General features: G+C 33.8%; 22 protein-coding genes. 4 read left to right on the forward strand and 18 right to left on the reverse strand.

What is annotated here, in order from left to right; translation table 11 throughout:
- Positions 1 to 316: 316 nt before the first annotated feature.
- The 8 genes from CBM15_RS00505 to CBM15_RS00540 all read right to left on the reverse strand — a co-directional run bounded on the left by CBM15_RS00505 (position 317) and on the right by CBM15_RS00540 (position 8,610).
- Positions 317 to 1,114 carry a TIGR00282 family metallophosphoesterase gene (locus tag CBM15_RS00505; protein ID WP_087615346.1) on the reverse strand — a complete coding sequence of 266 codons (798 nt, stop codon included), beginning with the start codon at positions 1,112 to 1,114 and terminating at the stop codon, positions 317 to 319.
- 106 nt (positions 1,115 to 1,220) lie between these two features.
- Complete coding sequence (locus CBM15_RS00510; protein ID WP_087615347.1) at positions 1,221 to 1,946, reverse strand: NAD-dependent epimerase/dehydratase family protein; 726 nt, start codon at positions 1,944 to 1,946, stop codon at positions 1,221 to 1,223.
- Positions 1,947 to 1,994: 48 nt separating this feature from the next.
- Positions 1,995 to 2,948, reverse strand: a complete 954-nt coding sequence (locus tag CBM15_RS00515; RefSeq protein ID WP_087615348.1) for a glycosyltransferase family 2 protein — start codon at positions 2,946 to 2,948, stop codon at positions 1,995 to 1,997.
- Between the two features lie 27 nt (positions 2,949 to 2,975).
- Positions 2,976 to 3,887 (reverse strand): ATP-grasp fold amidoligase family protein, encoded by a 912-nt coding sequence (locus CBM15_RS00520; RefSeq protein WP_087615349.1) that lies wholly within the window; start codon positions 3,885 to 3,887, stop codon positions 2,976 to 2,978.
- Between the two features lie 525 nt (positions 3,888 to 4,412).
- A complete protein-coding gene (locus CBM15_RS00525) occupies positions 4,413 to 5,900 on the reverse strand; it encodes a sodium:solute symporter family protein (RefSeq protein ID WP_087615350.1) in 1,488 nt (495 codons plus the stop codon).
- Complete coding sequence (locus tag CBM15_RS00530) at positions 5,897 to 6,097, reverse strand: DUF3311 domain-containing protein (RefSeq protein WP_065216372.1); 201 nt, start codon at positions 6,095 to 6,097, stop codon at positions 5,897 to 5,899. Before CBM15_RS00530 ends, CBM15_RS00525 begins: the two co-directional genes overlap by 4 nt.
- Positions 6,098 to 6,117: 20 nt before the next feature.
- On the reverse strand, positions 6,118 to 6,981 hold the full coding sequence (locus CBM15_RS00535; RefSeq protein WP_087615351.1) for a nitrilase-related carbon-nitrogen hydrolase: 864 nt from the start codon (positions 6,979 to 6,981) through the stop codon (positions 6,118 to 6,120).
- A 12-nt stretch (positions 6,982 to 6,993) separates the two neighbouring features.
- Positions 6,994 to 8,610 (reverse strand): amidohydrolase, encoded by a 1,617-nt coding sequence (locus CBM15_RS00540; protein WP_087615352.1) that lies wholly within the window; start codon positions 8,608 to 8,610, stop codon positions 6,994 to 6,996.
- A gap of 831 nt (positions 8,611 to 9,441) precedes the next feature.
- On the opposite strand from CBM15_RS00540, the gene CBM15_RS00545 reads away from it, so the two are divergent.
- The 4 genes from CBM15_RS00545 (at position 9,442) to CBM15_RS00560 (ending at position 12,333) form a co-directional block, all read left to right on the forward strand.
- On the forward strand, positions 9,442 to 10,173 hold the full coding sequence (locus tag CBM15_RS00545; protein WP_158100181.1) for a conserved phage C-terminal domain-containing protein: 732 nt from the start codon (positions 9,442 to 9,444) through the stop codon (positions 10,171 to 10,173).
- Positions 10,170 to 11,435 (forward strand): replicative DNA helicase, encoded by a 1,266-nt coding sequence (locus CBM15_RS00550; RefSeq protein ID WP_158100182.1) that lies wholly within the window; start codon positions 10,170 to 10,172, stop codon positions 11,433 to 11,435. The genes CBM15_RS00545 and CBM15_RS00550 overlap by 4 nt, the downstream gene beginning before the upstream one ends.
- The gene (locus tag CBM15_RS00555) at positions 11,428 to 11,907 is read left to right on the forward strand and encodes a hypothetical protein (RefSeq protein WP_087615355.1); all 480 of its coding nucleotides are present in this window, start codon (positions 11,428 to 11,430) and stop codon (positions 11,905 to 11,907) included. Before CBM15_RS00550 ends, CBM15_RS00555 begins: the two co-directional genes overlap by 8 nt.
- 138 nt (positions 11,908 to 12,045) lie before the next feature.
- Positions 12,046 to 12,333, forward strand: a complete 288-nt coding sequence (locus tag CBM15_RS00560; RefSeq protein ID WP_087615356.1) for a hypothetical protein — start codon at positions 12,046 to 12,048, stop codon at positions 12,331 to 12,333.
- Positions 12,334 to 12,687: 354 nt separating this feature from the next.
- Here CBM15_RS00560 and CBM15_RS00565 read toward each other — a convergent pair whose 3' ends face one another.
- The 10 genes from CBM15_RS00565 to CBM15_RS00610 form a co-directional block, all read right to left on the reverse strand.
- On the reverse strand, positions 12,688 to 13,992 hold the full coding sequence (locus tag CBM15_RS00565; RefSeq protein WP_087615357.1) for a nucleotide sugar dehydrogenase: 1,305 nt from the start codon (positions 13,990 to 13,992) through the stop codon (positions 12,688 to 12,690).
- A 134-nt stretch (positions 13,993 to 14,126) separates the two neighbouring features.
- The gene (locus CBM15_RS00570; protein WP_087615358.1) at positions 14,127 to 15,401 is read right to left on the reverse strand and encodes a lipopolysaccharide biosynthesis protein; all 1,275 of its coding nucleotides are present in this window, start codon (positions 15,399 to 15,401) and stop codon (positions 14,127 to 14,129) included.
- Entirely contained in the window at positions 15,388 to 16,503 is a 1,116-nt protein-coding gene (locus CBM15_RS00575) for a glycosyltransferase (RefSeq protein WP_087615359.1), read from the reverse strand. Before CBM15_RS00575 ends, CBM15_RS00570 begins: the two co-directional genes overlap by 14 nt.
- Positions 16,504 to 16,531: 28 nt before the next feature.
- The gene (locus tag CBM15_RS00580; protein WP_087615360.1) at positions 16,532 to 17,980 is read right to left on the reverse strand and encodes a hypothetical protein; all 1,449 of its coding nucleotides are present in this window, start codon (positions 17,978 to 17,980) and stop codon (positions 16,532 to 16,534) included.
- 1 nt (position 17,981) lies between these two features.
- Positions 17,982 to 19,070 (reverse strand): glycosyltransferase family protein, encoded by a 1,089-nt coding sequence (locus tag CBM15_RS00585; protein ID WP_087615361.1) that lies wholly within the window; start codon positions 19,068 to 19,070, stop codon positions 17,982 to 17,984.
- A 2-nt stretch (positions 19,071 to 19,072) separates the two neighbouring features.
- Entirely contained in the window at positions 19,073 to 20,182 is a 1,110-nt protein-coding gene (locus CBM15_RS00590; RefSeq protein ID WP_087615362.1) for a polysaccharide biosynthesis C-terminal domain-containing protein, read from the reverse strand.
- 50 nt (positions 20,183 to 20,232) lie between these two features.
- Complete coding sequence (locus tag CBM15_RS00595; protein ID WP_087615363.1) at positions 20,233 to 21,243, reverse strand: polysaccharide biosynthesis protein; 1,011 nt, start codon at positions 21,241 to 21,243, stop codon at positions 20,233 to 20,235.
- A gap of 21 nt (positions 21,244 to 21,264) precedes the next feature.
- Positions 21,265 to 22,470 (reverse strand): glycosyltransferase family 4 protein, encoded by a 1,206-nt coding sequence (locus CBM15_RS00600; protein ID WP_087615364.1) that lies wholly within the window; start codon positions 22,468 to 22,470, stop codon positions 21,265 to 21,267.
- 68 nt (positions 22,471 to 22,538) lie between these two features.
- Positions 22,539 to 23,252, reverse strand: a complete 714-nt coding sequence (locus CBM15_RS00605; RefSeq protein ID WP_087615365.1) for a GNAT family N-acetyltransferase — start codon at positions 23,250 to 23,252, stop codon at positions 22,539 to 22,541.
- A gap of 12 nt (positions 23,253 to 23,264) precedes the next feature.
- A complete protein-coding gene (locus tag CBM15_RS00610; RefSeq protein ID WP_087615366.1) occupies positions 23,265 to 23,894 on the reverse strand; it encodes a sugar transferase in 630 nt (209 codons plus the stop codon).
- Between the last annotated feature and the right edge of the window lie 3 nt (positions 23,895 to 23,897).

Consider the following 23,897-nt stretch of genomic DNA (forward strand, 5'->3'; position numbering starts at 1 on the left):
GAAAGCTGGGGTCAATTTGTTCTTGTACAAAATATAATCCCCAGTTCTAACCCGGTAATCCTCAATCTGAGCTTTTTTATCCTCACTTGCCCTTGCTTAATCCTCAGTTCATGTTTGATAATCCTCAACAGCTTGCATATAATCCTCAAATTTGATTTTAGTCCTCAGAGACCGGTAATTTCCAATCCGTTTCTGACGTTTTCAAGGGCCCGGCTTGAGTCTGCTGCCCCCCCCTAATTTAAAGCACTAAAAAACACCTATCACTAGATTCAAAAGGCGCTTACCTCTTGTATAAGTAATAGGTGTCAATATTCACTTACGCTTGAAACGGGTTATCCTCATTAATGAGTACACGTTCCTGGCGAATTGCTTTACCTGTTTTGTCATCAATTTCTACGAAGAATGCACTTAACACAGCACGGCCTTTTTTCGGTACTTCGTAGCGTGCCGGCATATTTGTCAGGAATTTATAAATGACATTGTCTTTTCCCATGCCTAACACTTCATCATAGGGACCTGTCATACCGACATCAGTAATGTATGCTGTGCCACCTGGGTAAATACGGTTATCTGCTGTTTGGACATGTGTATGTGTTCCGACAACGACAGATGCTTTGCCGTCCAGATGCCAGCTTAAAGCGATTTTTTCACTTGTTGCTTCAGCGTGGAAATCGACAAATACGATTGGCGATGATTTTTTCGCTTCTTCGACCATTTCGACCGCCATCGCAAACGGATCTTCATGCGGCGGCAAGAATACGCGACCGTGCAGATTAATGACTGAAATCGTCACACCGTTTTTCGATACTTGTGTCACTCCGCGGCCTGGCGCATCTTTTGAAAAGTTTGCCGGACGCACTAAGTAATCCGCATCATCGATAAAATCAAAAATGTCTTTGTTGTCCCATGTATGGTTGCCCATTGTAATGACATCGACACCCATTTGCAGTAAATCATTGTAGATTGCACGTGTAATGCCGCGCCCTGCTGCAGCGTTTTCACCGTTAGCAATTACTACATCTAAATTATATTTTTTCTTCAATCGAGGCAAATACTGCTCTACCGCATCGCGACCGATTGAACCGACGATATCGCCAATAAATAATACTTTCATTTTTAAAAACCACTCTTTCTGTTCTTCAACATCTAATCATTTTACCACTGTTTTCACACCGGACGCAAAAAAACTGCTACAAATTGAATTGTAACAGAGTAAGACGCTAACATTTTGAGTTTTCATGCCAATTCCATGCATCTTCAATCATTTCATGTACATTCCGTTCCGCCTGCCAGTCCAACTCCTGCTGCAAATTTTCCGAGCTAACTGCCGATAAATCATATATTTTATAAGCCAATTCGCCCCGCTCCAGCGCTTCGAGCACCAAAACATGGGCATTCGCTACATCGGTCACATTTTTAAAACCCCGAGTGCCTGTTCCTTCAGAAATCTCATCTTCAGGACTTTCACTAACTGAAGCTTGTACACCGGTACTCTTACAATAACGAAGAACAATTCCATTCATATCATAAGCTTTTGTATAAACTTCCAGCATCTGTTCAATCATACACTTTTGCTCTTGTAGCTTATTTTCCGCTGTAACTGCTGAAGAGAGCACGATATTTTTCACTCGGCATGCCCGCATGACTTTCAGTAACGCCAATGTACCGCCGACATTATTTTCATAGTAATATTCAGGATTCCCCATTGCCTCCCTGACTGAGTCCGATGCTGCAAAATGGAGTACAGATTGAACCGGAAACAATGTAAATATTTGTGTTAACCGTTTTTGGTCCGATAAATCGCCTTCAATAAAAATAGCCCGCTCATCGACGGCTCCGCGGTGTCCTGTGGATAAATTATCATACACAACGACCGGCCCTTTTTCCAGTAATAAATTTACGACATGGCTTCCAACATAGCCTGCTCCACCAACGACTAATATCACAAATACTCCCCCTTATCAGCTTCGAATTTTTCTGTACATTACCTGTGTTTAAGCTTTCACTCTATGAACTAACCGGAAAAATGTTGGATACACCCTCATTTTCACTAACGGTTTCATGATGCGAAGATTCCATGGAAGTTGAGAAAAATTCTTGCTTTCACGAATGATTTGACGTTCCAGCGATTTCACTTGTCGTGTGTTAGACGTCGTTAACAATACATGATGATAACGATGAATATATAGACGTAAATTTAATCCTTCAATCACATTACGGTATTGTCTTTTATCAAAAAACTGTTTCATTTGTGCATACGTTTGCGCATGTGAGTGGGCAATTGACGGACTATAGTTTTTCATCAGCATGTCTTCATATTGTACAAAGTTATACTGCGCTTCGTTCACAATAGCAATCTTTTTCGCAAACGATAAGTACTGCGCGATAAACCCGACATCTTCAAAAAACGGATGATTATCAAAATATAATTGTTCCCCCATAATGATGGAACGTAAAAACAGTTTGTTCCAAGGCACAATATACGCTTCATTGTGCTTTGTAAGGTAATAGTTAACAGGGTTCGGTTTTGTTAATAACGCTTCATTCACTTTCACCTGTTTTTTGCGCTCCGTTTCCGGCCAGTATTTCGTATACCCGCACAGTACGAGATCCGCATGCTTCTGCTCTGCACGCTGTACTAGCTTTTCATACATTGTACTTTCCACAAAATCATGCCCATCTACGAACGCAATATATTTTCCGGCAGCTTCCTGCATCCCGTAATTGCGCGCTTCACTTAACGTAAGGTTTTGCGCGTTAAATAAACTGAAACGCTCATCTTCACTGACAAATTCTTCACAAATAAGAGCCGTTCCTTTAGAAGAACCATTGTTCATAATCAGGATTTCAATCGCTTGCAATGTTTGCTGCTGCAGGCTTTTCAGACATTCTCTTATCGAATATTCAACATTATGTGTTGCCACAATAATAGACACAATTGGTATCATGGAAATCCTCCTAAATAGTTAAGGTGATTAATATTTTGAACGGGCTACAGTAACCGGATGCCTTGACTTCCCAATATCCAAATCAAGCCATTGCCCAAGCTTCAGACTGTCATCTTCTTGCATTTGGTTATTTAAACAAGCGTCCGGTGTAAACGTAAAGTTGTTAAAGTAAACTTTCTCATCCACTACCTTTAAATCGATCCGTACATACGTAAACGGCTTGCTTAGCTTTTTCGCAATAGCGAGCAGTTCGTCCAACTGTGCAGGCCTTGCTTTTGCTTCGTCAAACGGATGCTTTTTCTTTAAATAATTCGTATTAAACCAATCCGGTGTTAACATTAATGTTTGCTCTTTCGGTGTAAAGCGGTCGAAAGTGGATTCGATAATCTTCGGTACTCCATGGAAACAATGAATGTTGTACTCTTTTACATCATCGCCAGTCGATGATTCGATTAAACGTTCGATAATAATTCTAGGAAAGATTGATGAATAGTGAGGCTCCGCATATTTCAGCGAATAATCCGTTGCCATCATTTCCGCCAAATGCTGCCTTGTTTCCCGGTAATCCATTTCTCGTTTGTTCTCGCAAACAATTGTCATGCCCTCGCCGTGTGAACATTTCAATACAAATTTTCTCGGCAACTGTTCGAAAATAATATCTTCTATTTCATCAAAAATACCGATCAGCGGCGGCAGTAAATAGTTGTAGCCGACTGTGATCATATACTCGCGCGCCTTCACTTTATCTATAAATCTTCTTTTAAATTCAACATCTTCAAATAGTTTTAGCCACATCAGTTTTTCATTGAAGGTCTTTGGGTTTTCCAGGTTTAAACGGGTTTTGAATCTGTTCCAATATAATAATTTACTTGCGGCAATTGGGGATAACTTTACGACTTGTGTGAATGCATAGCGCTTTGCATGTACAGGGATTTGCATAACAGGTCCATGCCTCCTTCTCATATTTTTCACATAACTAGTTTTGAATGTAGGGAGTTAGTGTAATTTAGCTGTGAATGTAGAGTGGGTATGGTAGTAAAATGGTAGGTACTGTGTTTTTTAGTGTTATAGCCGAACTTTATGAAAATTCAAATGTGTTCTTTTTTATAGTATAGTCATGAATCATTTAATATATTCCAGATATTATAAGTTTTCTTTTATACAGAGAGAGAAAAGAAAACGACAAAAAAAGCCCATATCTTTTGCTGATGGGCAGGTGCTTTCTAAAACTTTGTGGTTATTCCACCCATTTTTCGCTAAAAATTATCGTTTTTCTTCAAAATAAGTCTTCATTTTTTGAAGACCTGTGTTGAAAAAAAGAGAAATCTAACAAAGTCTAACCTCTCCTTCATTCTAAATATTTTTGTAGAGCTAAGGAAAAACGACAAATAACACCAGTCTGTATTTGACTGGTGTTATTTGACTAATCTACTTTTTTCAAAATAAGCTCCTTGAAGTAGTTTTCTAATTATTTAGGTCTACTTCGAGAGATTCTTTTTTCTTAGCTGCAATTATACTGCTTGTTGCTAAGCTGACCGTGATAGCAACCACAACATTTACAAATACAGCGATCAAGCCCGTATTTAAGTCGTTTAAATAGCTAGGAATATTAGGGAATAAATCGACCAACTTAATACCGGTTAAAGCATTGTATAATACAATTGTTACACCTACAATAATCCCAGCCATTGCACCAAACTTATTCATTAAGTGTGATTTAGTGAAGCTGAATAATAAAGCAGGAACAAGCTGTGTGATCAAGCTATAGGACATAATATTTAGTATCGCTAGTGCCTCACCACCTGAGATAGTGAAAATAAATGCGATGATGATAATCACAAATACTAGTAACTTTGAAACTAGCAATTGTTGACGATCCGTTGCATTAGGCTTTGTTAAACGGTAAATTCCTGTCATTAAACCTACAGAAGCAGACATCAACATGACGGAAGCCGGTACCAAAGCTGTTAATAACCCAGCTGCACCTATAATACCGATTATCCATGGATCAAAGGTTTGCAAAGATAAACGCAAAAGTGATAAATCTCCATCGGCACCTTGTAAACCTGGTACTTCGACAATTGCTGCAAAACCAATAAAAAAGGCAAATAATAAAAGCAATGTGTAAAGCGGTAAAACGATGGCATTTTTCTTTAAACCTTTTTCACCATCTGCAGACAAAATAACAGAGAATGATTGTGGCAATAAATAGAAACCAAATGCATTTAAAATGATAGTTGATATAAACCAAGCTACACTTAGTCCCTCAAGTGGTAGAGTTAGACTTTCAGGTTTGATCGCTTGAACGGATTCAAACATCGGTTGTATTCCCCCAAAGTAATGGTAGGGAATGTAGAGCCCTAATAAAAGAATAACAAATAGAATAAGGATATCTTTAATAACTGCTGTCCAAGCAGACCCGTGAATACCAGAAATAGTAACGTAAATTGTAATAATAATAGCACCAATAGCACTCGCTGTAATTGGACTAATTCCACCATAAGAAGCTTCTGATACTATAATTCCTAGACCTTTTAATTGAATAACAATATAAGGAATTAAAGCAATGGTACCCAACAAAGCAACAATTACACCTAGAATGGGGCTTTTATATTTAGCAGAGAAATAACTTGGCTGTGAGATTATATTATTTTGTTTAGAGTAACGCCATATTTTAGGAATCATCCAGTAAGATAAAACGTATGCTAAAGTGATATAAGCAGGTACATAAAAAGCTGCTGCCCCTTTTGAATAAGCCCAGCCACTCCCTCCTAAAAAGGTGAAAGTTGTATATACTTCACCAGCGATTAATAAGAAAATAAATAAAGTACCAAATCCCTTATTCCCCACTGCAAATTCGTTTACATTCATGTCTTTTCCTTTTGTAGCACGAATCCCTAAAAATAAAGCCAGTGCTGCAAAGAAGAAAATAATAATTAATGCAATATTCATTCCGTCCCCTCCTCTTGATTATCTGGATCGTATCTGTAGACAATCATTAAAATAAGAGAGGATAACACCATCCAAAGTACAATCCAAAACAAGATAAATGGCAAGCCAAAAACATAAGGTTCAATCCTATTTGCAAAAGGTAAGAAAAATGCCATACCAATAAAGGGTATAAAAAGCAATAATTTAATATGTTTCATTAGGACCCTCCGATTTCGAATTATACTTTTTGGGCTGTATTATAGAGACTACTTCGTCTTTTGCGATCCTTTACTGTCGTGGCCGCTCCAGTAAGACGGTTTTCATACAAAACTTGTAAATTTAAAGTTGATGTAATGACATCTGTACTGTCTATATTCGATTCAGCTAATATGCCGTTAGCTGTCCAAGGTACATCACAGGGAGAGATAATAGAGGTTCTTCCATAACCACTTTGGACTATTCCTTCCATCTGACCCACAGTGGGACTATGCACCACAAAAACTTGGTTTTCAATAGCTCTTGCCTGTGCACAATGTCTCACTCGCCAATAACCATATTCTGAAAATGTATAAGAAGGACAGAAAATGATATCGGCACCTTTTTGCTGATATATTTGTGCAATTTCCGGAATCTCAATTTCATAACAAATGGCGATTCCAAATGTGATGGGTCCAATACTAAATACGTCTAGATTATCTCCTTCAACTGTGTTCCAATTAGCTTCAGCAGGGAATATGTGCGTTTTACGATGAAAATTTACATTTCCTTGACCGTCAAAAATGTAAGTTGTGTTATAGACACCATCATCTGCCTTTTCTAAAGTGGAACCAGCAATAATAACTTGTTGCCGCTCCTGAGCTAATTGTTGGAATAACTCCATATAATGTTGGGTAAAGTTTGTGAGCTGTTGATAATCATAGACTGTGAGCGAATCGTAGTCAGGATTAGAAGTTAACAGCCCAAATGTAAATAATTCTGGTAATAAAACATAGTCACTATTAAGCGGTACTTGTTCAAATACTTCTAATACCTGCATCTTAAAATCATCGAAGTTGGAAACTCTTTTTAATTCAAATTGGCAGCTGGATACTGTTACTTCCATTAAAATTCCTCCCTATATGATCGATAATGACCGCTCATAAACGATTTCGCCATCAATCATTGTTAGTTCGATACCAATATCTTTAAGATCTGTAGGATTCGTTGAAAGAATTGAACGGTCTAACACTATTAAGTCCGCTAACTTGCCTACTTCCAAGCTCCCCTTTATGTGTTCATCGAAACTTGCATAAGCTGCATTATATGTGTAAAGCCTAATTGCTTCTAAAAGTGTTATTCGTTGTTTTTGTCCAAACTGAATGCCAGAATTAACTTCCCGATTGACTGCTGTGTGTATCCCAATCATGGGATTGCATGTTGTAATCGGTGTATCAGAGCCAGCAGCACACATAATATCCTGGTCAATAAAGTCTCTAACCGGATACATAAATTCTGTCCGTTCCCCATAGTTTTGAAGATAACTTTCTCCAAATTCATAAGGAAATGGCGGGTTAGGAATTGGAATCATTTGCAGTTGTTTCATACGAGCTTGTAAATCGGGTGTCGAAATGCCCGCATGTTCGATTCGATGTCTGTGATTGTCTCTTGGTGATTCATTTAATGCACGTTCAACAACATTAAGATACATTTCAATGGCCTTATCGCCCTGTGCATGTACGGTCAGTTGATAGCCCATTTTATGAGCTTCACCGAGCACTTCATATAATTCTTCTTCAGAATAATACAAAATACCGTAATCTTCAGGGTTACTTGTATAGCCTTCCCTCGTAGCAATTGTAGGGCCTGTACTACTACCATCTGTGAATAGTTTAGCTGGACCGATTTTAAAGAAATCATTTCCGGTACCCGTAACCACGCCTGAATTTAGCATGCTTACCGTAAATTCCTTACAATTATTCAGGGTACCTATCATGGCGTAAACTCTAATTTTCAGATCCCCGCGATGCGAGGCAAGCTGCATTAAGCGAAAGCTTTCTTGATCAAACGTACCAGCTTCGTGAACACTTGTTATCCCCTTTTCAATAAAATGCTGTTGGGCAATTTGTATCGCTTGTTCCAATTCCTCTTGTGAATAACGCGCTACTTCATTGAACTGCATATAAGAATTTTCAATGAGTCGCCCTGTTAATTTCCCTAACGAATCTTTTTCAATAATTCCACCTTGAGGATTAGGGGTATTTTCGTCGATTTCTGCTAATTTTAATGCAGCACTATTTGCTACCCCTATGTGCCCACAAGTACGGGTAATAACAATTGGGTGATTTGTTGAGATAGCATCCAGTTCTTGTAGAGTTGGATAGCGTTGTTCCTTTATAAATTTTTCATTAAACCCCCAGGCACGGATCCATTTTCCTTCAGGGGTAGTTTTTGCTCGTTCTGAGACTGCTGTCAATATATCTGATATGGATTGGATAGCAGCATCTTTACAACTGATATTGAGTTGAAACGCCCCATAAAGCACTAAATGTAAATGTGCATCTATGAATCCAGGCATTAATGTCTTCCCGTTTAAGTCTATTACCTTTGTGTTCGCGTCAATTAATTTTTCAATTTCGGCATTAGACCCAACGGCTGTTATTTTGTTTCCCGAAATTGCGACTGCTTGTTTTACCGTGTCATTTGAATCAACTGTTATGACTTCCCCATTCACAAATACAATTGTCGCGCTCACTCAAATTCCTCCTCAAATTCTATTGATTGAAAATTCACTAAATTACCCATATAAAGTTACGAATAGACTGATTTACCGCGATATATACTACTTTGTTACAACGGCCCCTACAGCTTTAGAATTTTTCAATCAATCATTAAATCTAGCAATACTTAAGGATTTATATCACTAGCAAAGAGTATATATACATATTTTGTTTCTTTATGTAATTTTAGTCATTATACAAAGTGTAATATATATATACACCTCTCTTTTACAAAAAGCTAACAACTATAAAAAAGCTATTCTCGATATGAGAATAGCTAAATTCTATGATTCGAGTATATTTGGGCATTACTAATGATTAAACCTAGGCGGCTTGCATCCGGATTAGACGTATTTTCACTGAGTCATTTTGACTAAAAGCGTATGCACGAAGAGCAGAGCGACTTCAATAATTATTATGTAAGTTAACCTTCTCCACTAGGAACAAATAATTATTATATTAATATAAAAAGTTTATAATTTTCCAAACAAATTATGACCCAATTCTCCCCTTATTTCCACGGTCAAAAAGTTACCCTCCATCGACCTGCTTCAGTTCCCTCTGGAACGAGCCACTTAATTCCCTTCCACATGAGCCCAGATAAGTCCCCTCTAAAAGATTTTATATCTTTTAAATAATTTAAAAAATATATATTGTTGCGTTAAAACGCAACGGGGTGAATTTTTTCTTTGTGGCTTTTAATATACTGTTCTCCCTAAAAACTATTTTCATTTAGTTTGTCCCTTTTTTTGTTTTTGGAAGCCATATATAAAACAACGGAGTATCCAAAAATGGGAGGTTGGAACATGAAATTATTAGTGAGTGGTAGACAGCTATTTTTATCACAGGATCTAGCGGCACGCATCGGTGTTGAGGAGGCGCTATTCCTTCAGCACCTGTATTATCGATTAGAAACGCAAGGTATGGAGAAAGAGGGACATATGTGGTATCGGCAAACTTATCAAGGATGGGCTAAGCAATGCTTCCATTGGAACATTAGGAAAATTAAAAGGATCATAACAAAATTGGAGCACTACCAAATTATCGTGTCATCAAATAAATTAAACAGTTTCAATACAGACCGCTCGAAATGGTACCGAATTGACTATGAAAAAATTGATGAGCTGCTACAGAAGAAAATTTATGCACAGGAGGAGCTGTTCCATGAAGAATCAAACCTACCAGAAGTGAAAATGACAAAAGCAAATACTGACCAAAGTGATGAGATTGCTAACATCATCAACTACTTAAATAAAAAAGCCGAAAAGCAGTTTAATGAACATTCAAAAACAAATATCCGACTTATCAAGGCCATTTTAAAGGAAGGCTATACTGTTGAAGATTGCTACTTAGTCATTGATGAACAGGTAAGAAACTGGAAAAACGACTTGCAGATGAACAAATATTTAAGACCGATCACATTATTCCGACCTGGGAATTTCGAAAGCTATTTAAACGATGCACTTACAAGACTGCAGGATAAAAATATCGATTTTGAGCCAGTCGTACTCGATTTTGATGAAGGTGAATGCTATTGATTAAAAAGGAGTTTTTGGAGCAGAGTATTTTAGCAACGATGCTCGAAGAAAACTATTTGATTATGGATAGTCAGCTGAAGCCGGAAATGTTTTATGGGCAACACCATCGACAACTTTTTATGCTGATGCAGCAGCTCGTAACAGAAGGACATCCTGTCGATTACTTAACTCTTAGCGCACGATTTGAACAGATGGAAACGATCGGCCTGTCCTATATTACGGAGCTCATGATGTTTGCCAATGCGGAGAAATTTGATGATTATGCTCAACTGTTACGAGAGATTTGGCGTGAGCGGCAAAAAGCCCAAATATTATTTCAAGCGGCTGAAGGAGATTGGGCGATTCCTCAAATTATCGAGCGGCTTGATCATACACAGCTTGAAGGCAATCATATTGATACATCCATCACACAAAATTTAGTCGCAATGCATAACCGTCCTTGGGAGGAAGTGAACACACCAGGGCTTATTGTCCCCCACATTCATGATCTCGCTTCAATAATCGATGGGTTCCGACCAGGCGAATTGACGATTATAGCTGCCCGACCTTCGATGGGAAAAACCGATGTCATGAACAATTTCGCCCTACAAGCTGGCTGGCAAGGACATTTACCAATTATCTTTTCATTGGAAATGAGTAAAACCATTTTACTGGATAGGTTTATTGCGACGACAGGCCACTATTCCCGATTAAAGATGCGCAACCCGAAACAATATTTCTCGGAGGACCAAAAAAATAAGTGGATGCACGTTCTAGATGATGTCAATAAGTCGAGCATCCATATTGATGATCGAAGTAGTTTAACAATGCCCCAAATTCGTAGCCAGGCACGCCGTATTATTCGGCAAAATCAAAACAAGACACCCGTAATATTAATTGATTACTTACAAATTATTCAGACTGATGGTGACTACGAGCATTCGGCTATGGCGATGGGCAAAATTAGCCGCGCTTTAAAGCAAATGGCAAAGGAGTTTAACTGTCCGGTTATTTGCCTATCACAGCTTAACCGCAATGTTGAGGCGCGTAGCAATAAGAGACCATTAATGAGTGACTTACGTGATTCCGGATCTATCGAACAAGATGCGGACGTAATTATTTTACTGTATCGAAACTCGTATTATGAAACAGAAAAGACCAATGCCCCTGATCTACTGGAATTCATCGTTGCGAAAAACCGCAATGGTCCGACTGGATTAGCAAAAGCCATCTATAACAAGAAAACAGGTCATATTTGGACAAGGAGCGAAGTTAATGCCTAAAGTAACCGTCTATAAACTTTTATTAGATATGATAAAACACGAAGAGAACTTTGGTGCTTACTGGATATACCTTGCTTTAAAGAAAGGCTATTTACAAAAGGAGGATGATCCAAAGAGTATTTACGATGTACCGTTTACTGATGAAGAAATCGTTGAAATCAAAGCAATGAATAAACGCGATGTTCTCGGCATTAACCGGATTAAACTATATGCAACAAGCATTTCAGATACTAAGTACGCCCTATATTTTGCAAGAACACCATACGATGCTCAAATGTTGCACGCCACTATTTACGGCTCCAAACCAACAAAATGGCATAGTATTTACAATCAGCATAAATACACGAGTATCCTACATAACGAAACAAATGAGGAAATCTACCTGTTTATGTTGAAGGAGCGAGTTAAGGAATTTCCTTATTATATTGGGGAAGTTGTTGTGGGGGATGGTGAGAGCGGGGTTAAATATTAGATCATATCTATTAATAATATTCCCCTTCAAAAAGCTTGAAAAAGCATTTTTGACTACTAAATTATCAAAAATGGATGATAGGATTATCTAAAACTTTCACATATAATCTTATATAATACAACGAATGGAGGGATTTACTTGATTGGATTAGAAAAATCGATTATTTATGAATTAGGTACATTTGAAGCCGAAGTCTATAGTGTTGAAGTTTTTAATTACGAAGATTTAATGATCTCCATCACATTAAAAAAGTTTACCGATCAACAATATTCTGCAGATTATACTATTGAATTTGAAGATCAAATAATAAATGGTGCAACCGGTATCTTGTCTTCTAAAGTACAAGCTTTATTTACTGCAGAGAAGTTTATTGTAAAAACATTACAAAGGCAACATGGCAAGGGTGCTAAAAAGGAGTGGAAGTAAATAGTGCGAAAGCAAATAATATATGTTTAAGTTTGCAAGAAAAGGCCGGATCATCGGAATTAATTTTTTCACACTACCTGGTGAAGGTGATGACAGAGCAACCGTATTTACCGAGTCATCAACAGCCTGAATTTTTCATAATTATTTCCCTGGGGTGAACATATTCAGGTTACATGTGCAATTTAGCCAACTACCCGAAAAAGTTTCAGATAGTTGGCTATTCGTTATGCGTACGGAAAAGGTGGGCTATTTTTTTATTACGGGTTTACTAAATATCTTTTCATTCTCTATATAAAATTCAGCTTTAATTGTTGTAATCCTTCAAATACTATTGGCAAGCATCTCAATTACTTTTTAGATACTATAATTAAGCTCTCTTTCATGCTTATATTCGTTCTTCGCATCTCCAAGCAAGTGGAACTCGAAGCCTGCTTTTTTCCATGCTTCGCGGTTTAGGCAGTTTTTCGTATCGAATACGATTTTGCTTTTCGCTTTTAATGTTGACGGATCTAGCTCTTTAAATTCTTTGTGATCTGTCAGGAACACTAAAATATCCGCTTGCTCCAACGCTTCCTGCATGCTTTGTGTTTGTGTTTTATGTTTGTTTTGCTTAATGTGCGGGTCATGTGATACAACAGTTAAGCCTAGTTTCTCCAACTCATCTATTACGATTGTCGATGGGCTTTCACGCATATCATCCACATTTCCTTTAAATGCCAAACCTAATGCAGCAACTGTGGCCCCTGCAATACCGTTTTTGTTTAAAATTGCCTGTGTTTTTTGTGCCGTGAAGCTTGGCATTGAATCGTTCGTGTTTCGTGATAAATGAATGATTTGGGCTTGTTCCCCGCCTAATTCAACTAAGAACCAAGGATCAACCGCGATACAGTGACCGCCTACACCTGGTCCCGGGAAATGGACGTTTACACGTGGGTGATAGTTCGCAAATTTAATTGCTTCCCAAATGTTCACATCTAATTTCTCAGCCATTTTCGCTAATTCGTTCGCAAATGCAATGTTCACGTCACGGTACGTGTTTTCCATTACTTTTACTAATTCAGCTGTCGTCGCATCTGTTAAATGGATTGTACCTTTAACAAATGTTTCGTACAGTTCTTTCGTAAGCTCTGCTGATTTTTGTGAAATCCCGCCAATAATACGGTCATTGTTTACAAGCTCTTCAAAAATACGTCCCGGAATAACGCGCTCTGGAGAATGGGCTACAAATAGTTCTGTCCCGATTTCTAATCCAGACTTCACTAATTCAGGCAGCATTACATTTTCTACAGTTTTTGGTGGTACTGTTGATTCTAAAATAACTAAATCGCCCTTTTTCACGAAAGGTAGAATTGAAGCTGTTGCTTGACGAACATATTCTAAATTCGCTGTATTGTCCGGATTGATCGGAGACGGTACCGCGACAATATACACATCTGAAGCGACAGGTGTTGTTGATGCAGTTAAAAAGGCCTCATCGACCGCTTTGTTCAGGCGCTCCTGTAGGCCGGTCTCCTCAATATGTAATTGTTTATCCTGAATACTTTTCACAGCTGCTGGATTCACATCAACACCATGTACCTTTACGCCGTGATTTGCGAACATTACCGCCGTTGGTAAACCGATGTACCCTAAGCCAACGACACAGATTGATTTTGTCATGATCGTTTCTCCTTTTCACTATCAAAAAAGCTATTTTTCTTTAATAGAATTTTAATATTTAAACCAACCTTTGTTTTGCAAGTTACTCTTTAATCTTATAGTTAAAATAAATAAATAAAAAATGTAGAATAGCTTTAATTAATTTTCATTTTACTAATTTTGTACATTTTAAAAATCATAATTCCATGTACTAAAAGGTATAATAAAGAAATATACACTAAAAATACTTCTATAGAAGTGTTTAAAAAATAAGAAAGCGTATAAATTATTAATAGTCCTAATAGAAGCATGCTTTGAAATAAAAGTTCAATATTTTGTTTTTTTGATACTATAAAACTTGTAGTTAAAGATTCTGAAATTAATCTAATCGCAAACATCGGAGCAAGAAGTCTTATATAATTTCCTGCATTAGCCCACTCTACACCAAAGACAGTGGAGAAAAGCCAAGGCGAGAAAATCGCTATTATTAGGATTATTGGTACGACAGTAATAATTAATAATATTAATGTACTTTTGAATGTCTTAGAAAAATTACTTCTGGAATTAAATTCTTTTGTCGCACTATTAAAAAAAACCCGTGCTATATTTGCACTTATTATTGTAAATGGTATACCTAATACACGATACGATAGAGAATATAATCCTAATTGTTGAGCTGAAAAAGCAATTGCAATAAATAAATTAATGCTTGAATATACAGAAGTAGTTATTAAAGCAGAACTGGCATTAAATATAGGTAATTTTTTATAATCTAAAAATACTTGTTTCATTTCAATAAATCCTATATTTTTCCCATACCTAATATTTCCCAATAAACTTTTGGATTGCCTTTTTAACCCAACTAAAGAGCTAATAATTTGAGAGCCCAGTAATCCAATTACCCCCAATTTTGATATACCACTTAAAACTAATAAAATATTGTTTACTAACGATTTAATAACTGTGACAGATGACATGATTTTATATAAACCATGTCTATTATTATAGGCTAAAAGAATATTGTTGAGACCATATGTTATCAGAAGCATTGCTATCGCAAAAATATAACCCCATAATTGTAATAGTGAGTAATTCCCCCTTATTACTGTCATACTATATAAAATACTAATTAACAAACTTAAAGGTACGATCATAATTCCACAAAGTAATATTAAAGAAAACGCTTCTCTTTCACTTTTCGCATTTACTATCCCCATATCATACTTTAAACATATAACTGGACCAAATAAAGACATAGCAGTTATCACAATTGTATAAAGGCCAAATTGTTCTGGAGTAAATAACCTTGTTACTATGGGAGAAATTAGTATAGTTATTATTTGAGCTATGACAGAACCACTAGCTAGTAAGGCAAAGGATCTAAGGAAATCATTAGAAACTAATTGTTTTCTGAAGTTAATATTTTTCATTATAATTACTATTACCTATTATTCCTAATATTTTATTTGCAGTTTCAGAATTATACTTTTGCACAGATACTCCTGAAATAAAAGATTCTACTTTATTTTTATAACCACTTATATTATTACTAACTTCTAATATTCCATTATAAAAATTATCATCCGCTACTCCAACTTTATATTTCCCACAGAATTCTTTCAGTGGTTCGTTTTCACTAGTGACTATTGGTAAACCCTCTGCTAAATATTCATAAACCTTACCTGAGGCACAGTATCTATTATTTAAATCATTTTTATGATAACTAACTATTCCTATATCACATTGTTGGAGAATATAACGTAATTCTGATAAAGGAACTTTATTAATAATAGTTATATTTTTTAAATTATTTTTTCTAATAATTTCTTCAATTAAATTCATATCTTCCTTTGTTCCATCTCCAATAATATATAAGCCATAATTACTTGGAATTCTTGTCATTGAATAAACTAATTTATCAATATTCCTTTTAACAGATATCCCACCTGTACTTACTATGTTTACATCAAAATTGAAAAATTTTTTATATTTATCATCTAATATATTACTATCAAAACTATCCGTTAAAAACCTTATATTTTCAAAGACAATTGGTGGATTTTTTAAATTGTAGTATTCAAACATAATTTTAGATCGTTGATGGTTAGCACATAATATAACATCAGCTTTTTTCATTAGAATTGTTTCAAATTTGCACAAAAATTTTCCGGTCCAATTTTTTATATCTTTATAAAAATACAATTCCCTAACATCTTGAATAATCTTTTTTGGTTTAAATAATGTACGTATTAATAACGCGGGTAAAGAAGCAAATAAGTTATCCGAAACTAAAATATCAATTTCCTTCATTTTGTATGCAGTTTTTAAAGATAACAAAATAAAGGAGAGATATAGCTTTATACTTAAATATTTTGAACTAGTCATCAAAACAATATTTTCATTTTTATTATTACCTTTATTTTCCCCTACACAAACAATAGTCACATCCCCTATATTTGAAGCTACTTTATATAGTTCCGATAATCTTCCATCATATTCCTTTATTCCATAGGAAATCAATAAAATTTTCATTTACTATTTCCTTTCTAATTTAATTTTATTAACTTTGTTTAGGAACTCTAACTTTATAATATTGTTTACTTTTAAAATAATTAGCAACTAAAAATAATAGACCCGCTGTGAATAACATTATAGTTGAAAGGCTAATTAACGGGGGCGTATTAACAAATATATTAGTCGCAAATCTTACTAGCATATATCCCACAATATACTTTAATTCATATGAGTCAGTGTTATTAAACCATTTTTCTAACTTTATAGCTATAAATACGTTAAGGCAAACAATAATTGGAGAAAATAATACTCCTAAATAAAAATATCCATAACCAATACCTGACATCACATGTCCGCCAGCTTTATTAAAACCATATATAAAAGTATTAAAATATTCAGTAGTCATAATCATTTTATCTTTTAAGAAAAAACTTATCCCAAAAAAAGAACGCCCATAATCATAGAGCATATTAAATACACTTAAATCTACCGCACTTTTTAATTCTATAGTGGCAGCAACATTTTGAATTCCGAAAAAATACAAATGCAAAGTTTCTGACAACCATTTTATATCTGAATTTGAGGTTGACAAAGCAGCTGTATAGGATCCGTAATAAAAAGCAGCAAAGTGTTTATAGATACTCATAAAAAGTAAAACTATACCTGTAGCAATTGAAACTGAAACAATAATTTTTTTTCGATGCTTCTTAAATATCTTAATAAGTATAAAAACTATTACTAATAAGGTATAAAGCTGTTCTGATCTTCTCTCTCCTATAATTACTCCTACATTTAATATTGCAAGAATAATTGCAAATAAGACATATTTTCTGCTATTTGTTTCTATATACCTTTTATAAAAATAGCTAGTACACCAAACAAATATAAAAATCATACTAACTTTAAATATCTGTCTTAATAAAACAAGTGGGGTTGATGTGATATCACTAAAACGCTCACTAGTGTTTATTGATATCACAAAAAATTCCAGTAGATTTAGTTGTCTACCAATAGTGATATATAATAAAAAAGAAACAAAAATAAATACTGCATATACTATTTTGTTTCCTTTTAATTCTAAGTTGCTTTTTAAATTAAAATCTCCATAATAATAATTATTTTTTAAGTGTATTATGAATGCTAGAAAAAAAGATACTACTATAAATTCATATATAATTAAAAAGTTTGCTAAATTCAAACTTTCTTGAGATACATTTATATACGATGCCCCTTCAAATTGGCCAGAAATAGAACTAATGAAAGGAATCATTACTAAACGTAACCAAGATAAAATTAATATTGAATAAACTGTAATCTTATATTTCTTAGTTCTTAATATTTTTAAATAAATTAAAAAGTAACTTAGTAAATATACCAAAGGTTGTATCCAGATTAATTCATATCCTAAAGGTATATTTCCAATAGATAATAGACAATAAAGTATACTTAATAAGGATGTTAATATAATAAATAAATTTAAAATTAAACTTTTCATATCAATATTCCATATGTCCAATATATTTATTAATTGTATGCTCAAGTTTCTTATGGCTATTAGTTATTTCATCTTTAAATAACTGAGATTTCTTTACTATTTCTCTATGATCTAATCGATGATACCAATCATAAAAATTATTACCTAAATTTACAAAATCATCTTTACCAATTGCGAAACCTATACCACACTTAGATGAAACTTCTTCCATATATGTACCTTTAAATACAATTATAGGTAAATTCATATAAATCGCGTAGTACAATTTTATAGATAAGGCTGTATCAACATGTAAATTACCTACCCCATATAAATTATATATAACATCGGAATTTTGTATAAAACCTGATGTTTCTGATGGTTCAAATCTCCCATGACATATTACATTTTCAATTTCCCTTTCTCTTGCATATACCATTAATTCATCAGAACCCTCACCATAAAATTGTAAAATAAATCTTTTATCATTACCTAATGCATCAATCATTTTATAGCAATTTTCAACAAAAGAAATGTACCCTATATAAGTTATTCTAATGGGTTCATCTATTTTTCTTAAAGATGTTCTTGGGATACAATTTTGTAAAACTTTCAGATTCATACTGTGTACAGTTAGATAGTCATACTTGGGTAAAAAATTTTTAAATCCTTCGGAAGAAATAGTTGTAAATGAAGATTGACTAATAACTTTTTTCATTCTTATGAAAACAGGAAATAAACTCTCTTTTGCATAATCTCTTATATTGATACAATATTTATTCTTAAATTTATTTGTTAAAATATCAGCAAACATGAAAGCAGTAAAACTATTCCAAACTATAATAAAATCATATTTCTCGGATAATAATATTTCTTTTGCATATTTTTTAAACCCCCAATAATTAAAGAGTTTCCGCATAAAAGTCCAATTTTTGTTAATTTTTAGATTATATTTATATATTTTTTTAGCTGATGTGGCTTCTTCGCTATTATATTTATCAATATAAATAATATCATAAGGAATTTTATTATTATCCATATATTCTGTATATAAAGATACTAACGTCATATGCTTTATATTTACCGTACTTAAAATACAGATTTTCTTCATATTTACACCTCTAAGTAATATGTGTCGGGTATATTCGGGTTAAAGTATTCATTAGCCCACATAATTGTAACCATGTTATCACACCCTAAATTTTCTATATTATGTGTATAACCTATTGGAATATCTACAACCTCCAATTTATCCCCGCTAACATAGTATTCTATCACTTCATTTGTATCAATTCTTCTTAACCGAATTACGCCTCTTCCACTAACTACGAGAAATTTTTCATTTTTAGTATGGTGCCAATGATTCCCTTTAGTTATACCGGGTTGGGAAATATTCACTGAAACTTGACCTCTTTCAGAAGTTTTAATAAATTCAGTGAATGAACCTCTATGATCTATATTCATATTTAATTTATAACTAAAATCATTTTCTGGTAAATAGCTAAGATAAGTACTATATAATTTTTTCGAAATAGGATTAGCCATGTCTGGAATAGAGAGATCTTGGCGACTGTTTTTAAAAGAATTTATTAAATCAACTATGGCACCCAGTTTTATTTTATGAATAATAGGCACTTCACAAATATCACCAATGTAATTTTCATTACCATTTAGTGCATTAATAAATTCATTAATAACATCATCTATATAAACTAGCATTAGCTCGATATTAGGATTACTTACAGTAATCGGTAAACCTCGAGAAATATTGTAGCAGAAGGTTGCAATAGCACTATTATAGTTCGGTTTACTCCATTTACCAAAAACATTTGGAAGACGATATATAAGCACTTTTGCCCCTGAAACATCCCTATATTTAAGAATTTCTTCTTCTGCTGCTTTCTTACTACTGCCATATAAATTATCCAGTATTGCTTGCGATGAAGATGTAAATAAAATTGGACAGTTATTATTATTTCTTGTAAGTGAATTTATCAATTGACTTGTAAATCCATAATTACCATCTATATATTCCTTTTCTTCTATTGGCCGGTTCACTCCCGCTAAATGAAATACAAAATCACAATCCTGTGTTAATAAATCTAATTTTTCTCTATTATCATTTTTATTGAAAGTTAAAATTTCTATATTATCTAATTGTTGCAAAGTTGCAATTAAGTTTTTCCCAATAAATCCTTTAGAGCCTGTTATTAAAACTTTCATTAACTACTCCTCCTGAAAAAATCTTTCTATCTTTCTACATTATTTCATCCTTATTTAAATAGTTCTTCCCTTATTTCATCTAGCATTAGTAATCTTTCTTTAATTTCTTCAACTGAAAGAATTTTAGTATTATTTGAGTTATACTCGTCAGTAAGGGTAATTCTGTGGGAACCTTCTTCTAGGTATTTTTCATAATTCAAATCACGGTTGTCCGCAGGTACTCTGTAAAAAGCCCCCATATCGATCGCTTTAGCTGCCTCTTCTTTTGTAAGTAATACTTCATACATTTTTTCACCATGTCTAGTACCTATAATTTGAATTTCATTCTCAGCATTAAACAACTCTTTAAGTGCTTGTGCTAAATCCCCAATATAACAAGAAGGTGATTTTTGAACCATAATATCACCTGTTTCAGCATTCTCAAAAGCATATAATACTAATTCTACTGCTTCATCCAAACTCATAATAAATCTTGTCATGCTCGAATCAGTAACCGTTAATGGAAGTCCCGCTTTTATTTGTTCTATAAACAGAGGTATTACTGAGCCTCTTGAAGCCATTACATTCCCATATCTTGTCCCACAAATTAACGTTGTATCTGGAGAAACTGTTCTTGATTTAGCAATAAATGTTTTTTCCATTAAAGCTTTGGATATTCCCATAGCATTAACAGGATACGCAGCCTTATCAGTTGAAAGACATATTACCTTTTTTACACCCGCCTCGATTGCTGTTGAAAGAACATTATCCGTTCCTATTACATTAGTCTTTACAGCTTCAACAGGGAAAAATTCACAAGAGGGAACTTGTTTTAAGGCAGCAGCATGAAAGATATAATCTACATCATGCATTGCATTTTTTAAGCTCTCTTTATCCCTTATATCGCCAATATAAAATTTAATTTTTGAATTTTGATAATGTCTCCTCATATCATCTTGTTTTTTCTCATCACGAGAAAAAACACGAATTTCTTTAATTTCTGTATTAAGAAATCTTTCTAATACAATATTGCCAAATGAACCTGTTCCTCCCGTTATCAATAATGTTTTGTCTTTAAACATATTTCTACACCTTCTTGTTTATTATAGTAATTCTGAAAACAAGCGAATAAATTTCTTTGTATTTTCACTTCTCGAATAATATTGAGCTCCAAATTTGTTGCCATTTTCGGCCATAAGAATGCGTTTTTCTTTATTATGATATAACTCTAAGATAGCTTCAGCGACTTTAGCAGGATTATCATTCGGAACAGAGATACCCATTCCCTCTCTATGGAATATACTGTAATAATCGGAATCTCTATCAACAGAATTAACAATAGTACGACTACATGCCATTAGTAACCCGGCTTTACTAGGGACGGAATTCCCAATTATGCCTTTTTTTAAGGGGATGAAGCATATAGTACAAGTACTGTAAACATCGGAAACCATCTCTTGTGGTTCAAGCGGATAAAAAGTTATATTTGTTAAATCACGAATTTCTTTTTCTTTAATAAATATATCTCTTTGGCTTCCCTGCCCTATCATTTGAAATTCTATATCCTTATATTCCTTCAATAATGCTGCTACATTCAATACCATTTTATAATCAAAAACATAACCCATAGTTCCAGCATATTGAACGTAGAATTTTCCTTTTGATAAATTATATTTCTTAACAAATCTATTTTCTTCCCATGGTACTTCTCGTACAGAACGATCATCAAACCAATTAACAATAGAATGTACTTTTTTCTTATCTACACCCTGTTCTATTACTTTTGTTCTCATGTCCTCTGAAATAACAGTTAAAATATCACTATTTTTATAGGCGATTTTTTGTATATTGTAAAATAAAGATGCAAGTAATTTATTCGAAAGTACTCCACTATTTACAGCACTTCCTGGCCACATATCTTGAACACTATACAAAATTGGTTTCCTTAAAAAGAATTTAACCAAAAGTATTGAAAAAATTACTGTGGGGCACGATTGAACAAACACACCATCAATGTCTTTTATTTTTTTCCATATTTTAAAACTATTAAATGCATATTTAGCTTCTTCAAAATATCTGTGGATAAAAGAACTTTTTTTTATAATTTTTCTATCAATAGTATATACTTTTAAATATTTTTTATTTTTTAATGTATTTGGTATATCCTCATTTATTTTTGTTCTTCTACTTTGTATAAGAGTAATTTTATAACCACTATCTAACATATCTTCTATCAATGAACTAATTAAATGATTAGAAGGTCCAGGTGTGTCAAACCCTTCTGTGCATATGAATAAAATATTCTTCATGCTCCCATAGTTCTCTCCTTTATTAAACAATTCCCTATTTCAACAACTAACTTATTCCAGTAATCCTCTTATTTCCAGATATGAAAAACTTGATGACACCCTACCTGTTTACAACCTACCTTATGATAAAAATTAATTGCTTCCAGATTCCGTATTTGAGTGCCCACTTTTATTTGCTTACATCCATACTGATGAGCTTCATATTCTACAGCCTTAAATAATGAACTCCCAATGCCTCCCCTTTGAGAGACAGCTATTAATTCAATTAAACAAGAACTATTTCTAAACGAAAATAAGGCAAATCCATTTATATTACCTTCTTCATTTTTGGATAATGCAAAAAACTTATCCTTCATTCCAAAGGAGTTATTAAGCCATTGTTGATAAATTTGATCTCCACCGCGTTCTGCTAATTCTGGATCTTCTTTAAATTTAGAGAATTGAAAATTCGCAATTTCTAGAACTTGATTATTTTTTTCTAGTGCTTGATGTATTATTACATTTGAGGGTTTTTCTTCCACTACTGATATTTCCTTTTCAAATTGGATATTTACATCTACTAAGAATCCTGCTGTATCTTTACCGATTAGCTGTGCATTAATAGGTTCAGAGTTTTTATTAATTAAAGAAATAAAGCTGTAATTTTTAAACTGATTTTTTAGTTCAAACCACTCTGTTAATGAAAGAGCTTTATTTAACGTAGCTTTAGCACAACTAACACCAAAAAATTCTGTATCCCATATCAACTCATTTAAAGTTACTGCCTTTTTTAGATTTTTCAATATAATCCCCCCTCACGTTTCTACACCCGTATTTTTATTTGATTCTTTACTGTTTTTATTTAAAAATACATCTTCACGTTTTAAAACAGACCTAGCAGTTTTGAAGAAGATTTTAATATCAAGCCACCAAGATAAATGATCAATATAATAAATATCATTTTTAATTCTTTCTTTCCAAGGTATAGTGTTTCTATAGTAAGCTTGATTAAACCCAGTAATACCAGGTTTAATTTCAAGTTTTCTTTTTTCATTACCCTCATATAAATATTTATGTTCTGGTAAGTCTGGTCTAGGACCAATAATACTCATGTCGCCCTTAATAATATTTAACAACTGAGGTGTTTCATCTAGGCTAGTTTTACGAATAAACTTACCAATCTTAGTTAACCGAGGATCATCTTCTGCATTAAAAGTAGACCCATCATCATTTCTTATATCAAGAGCATTTATTTTCATAGAACGAAATTTATACATTTTAAATACTTTTCCATTTTCACCTAGACGGGGTGCGTTATAAAAAATAGTGCCCTTGTCTTGAAGATATATTATTGGTGCTAAAATAACTAATATTAAAATCCAAAAAGGTAAGGCTAAAAAAGCTAGTAATAAATCAAGTATTCTTTTAAAAACTTTTCGATACATACT

The sequence above is a fragment of the Solibacillus kalamii genome, from assembly GCF_002174535.1.
GTDB classification, from domain to species: domain Bacteria; phylum Bacillota; class Bacilli; order Bacillales_A; family Planococcaceae; genus Solibacillus; species Solibacillus silvestris.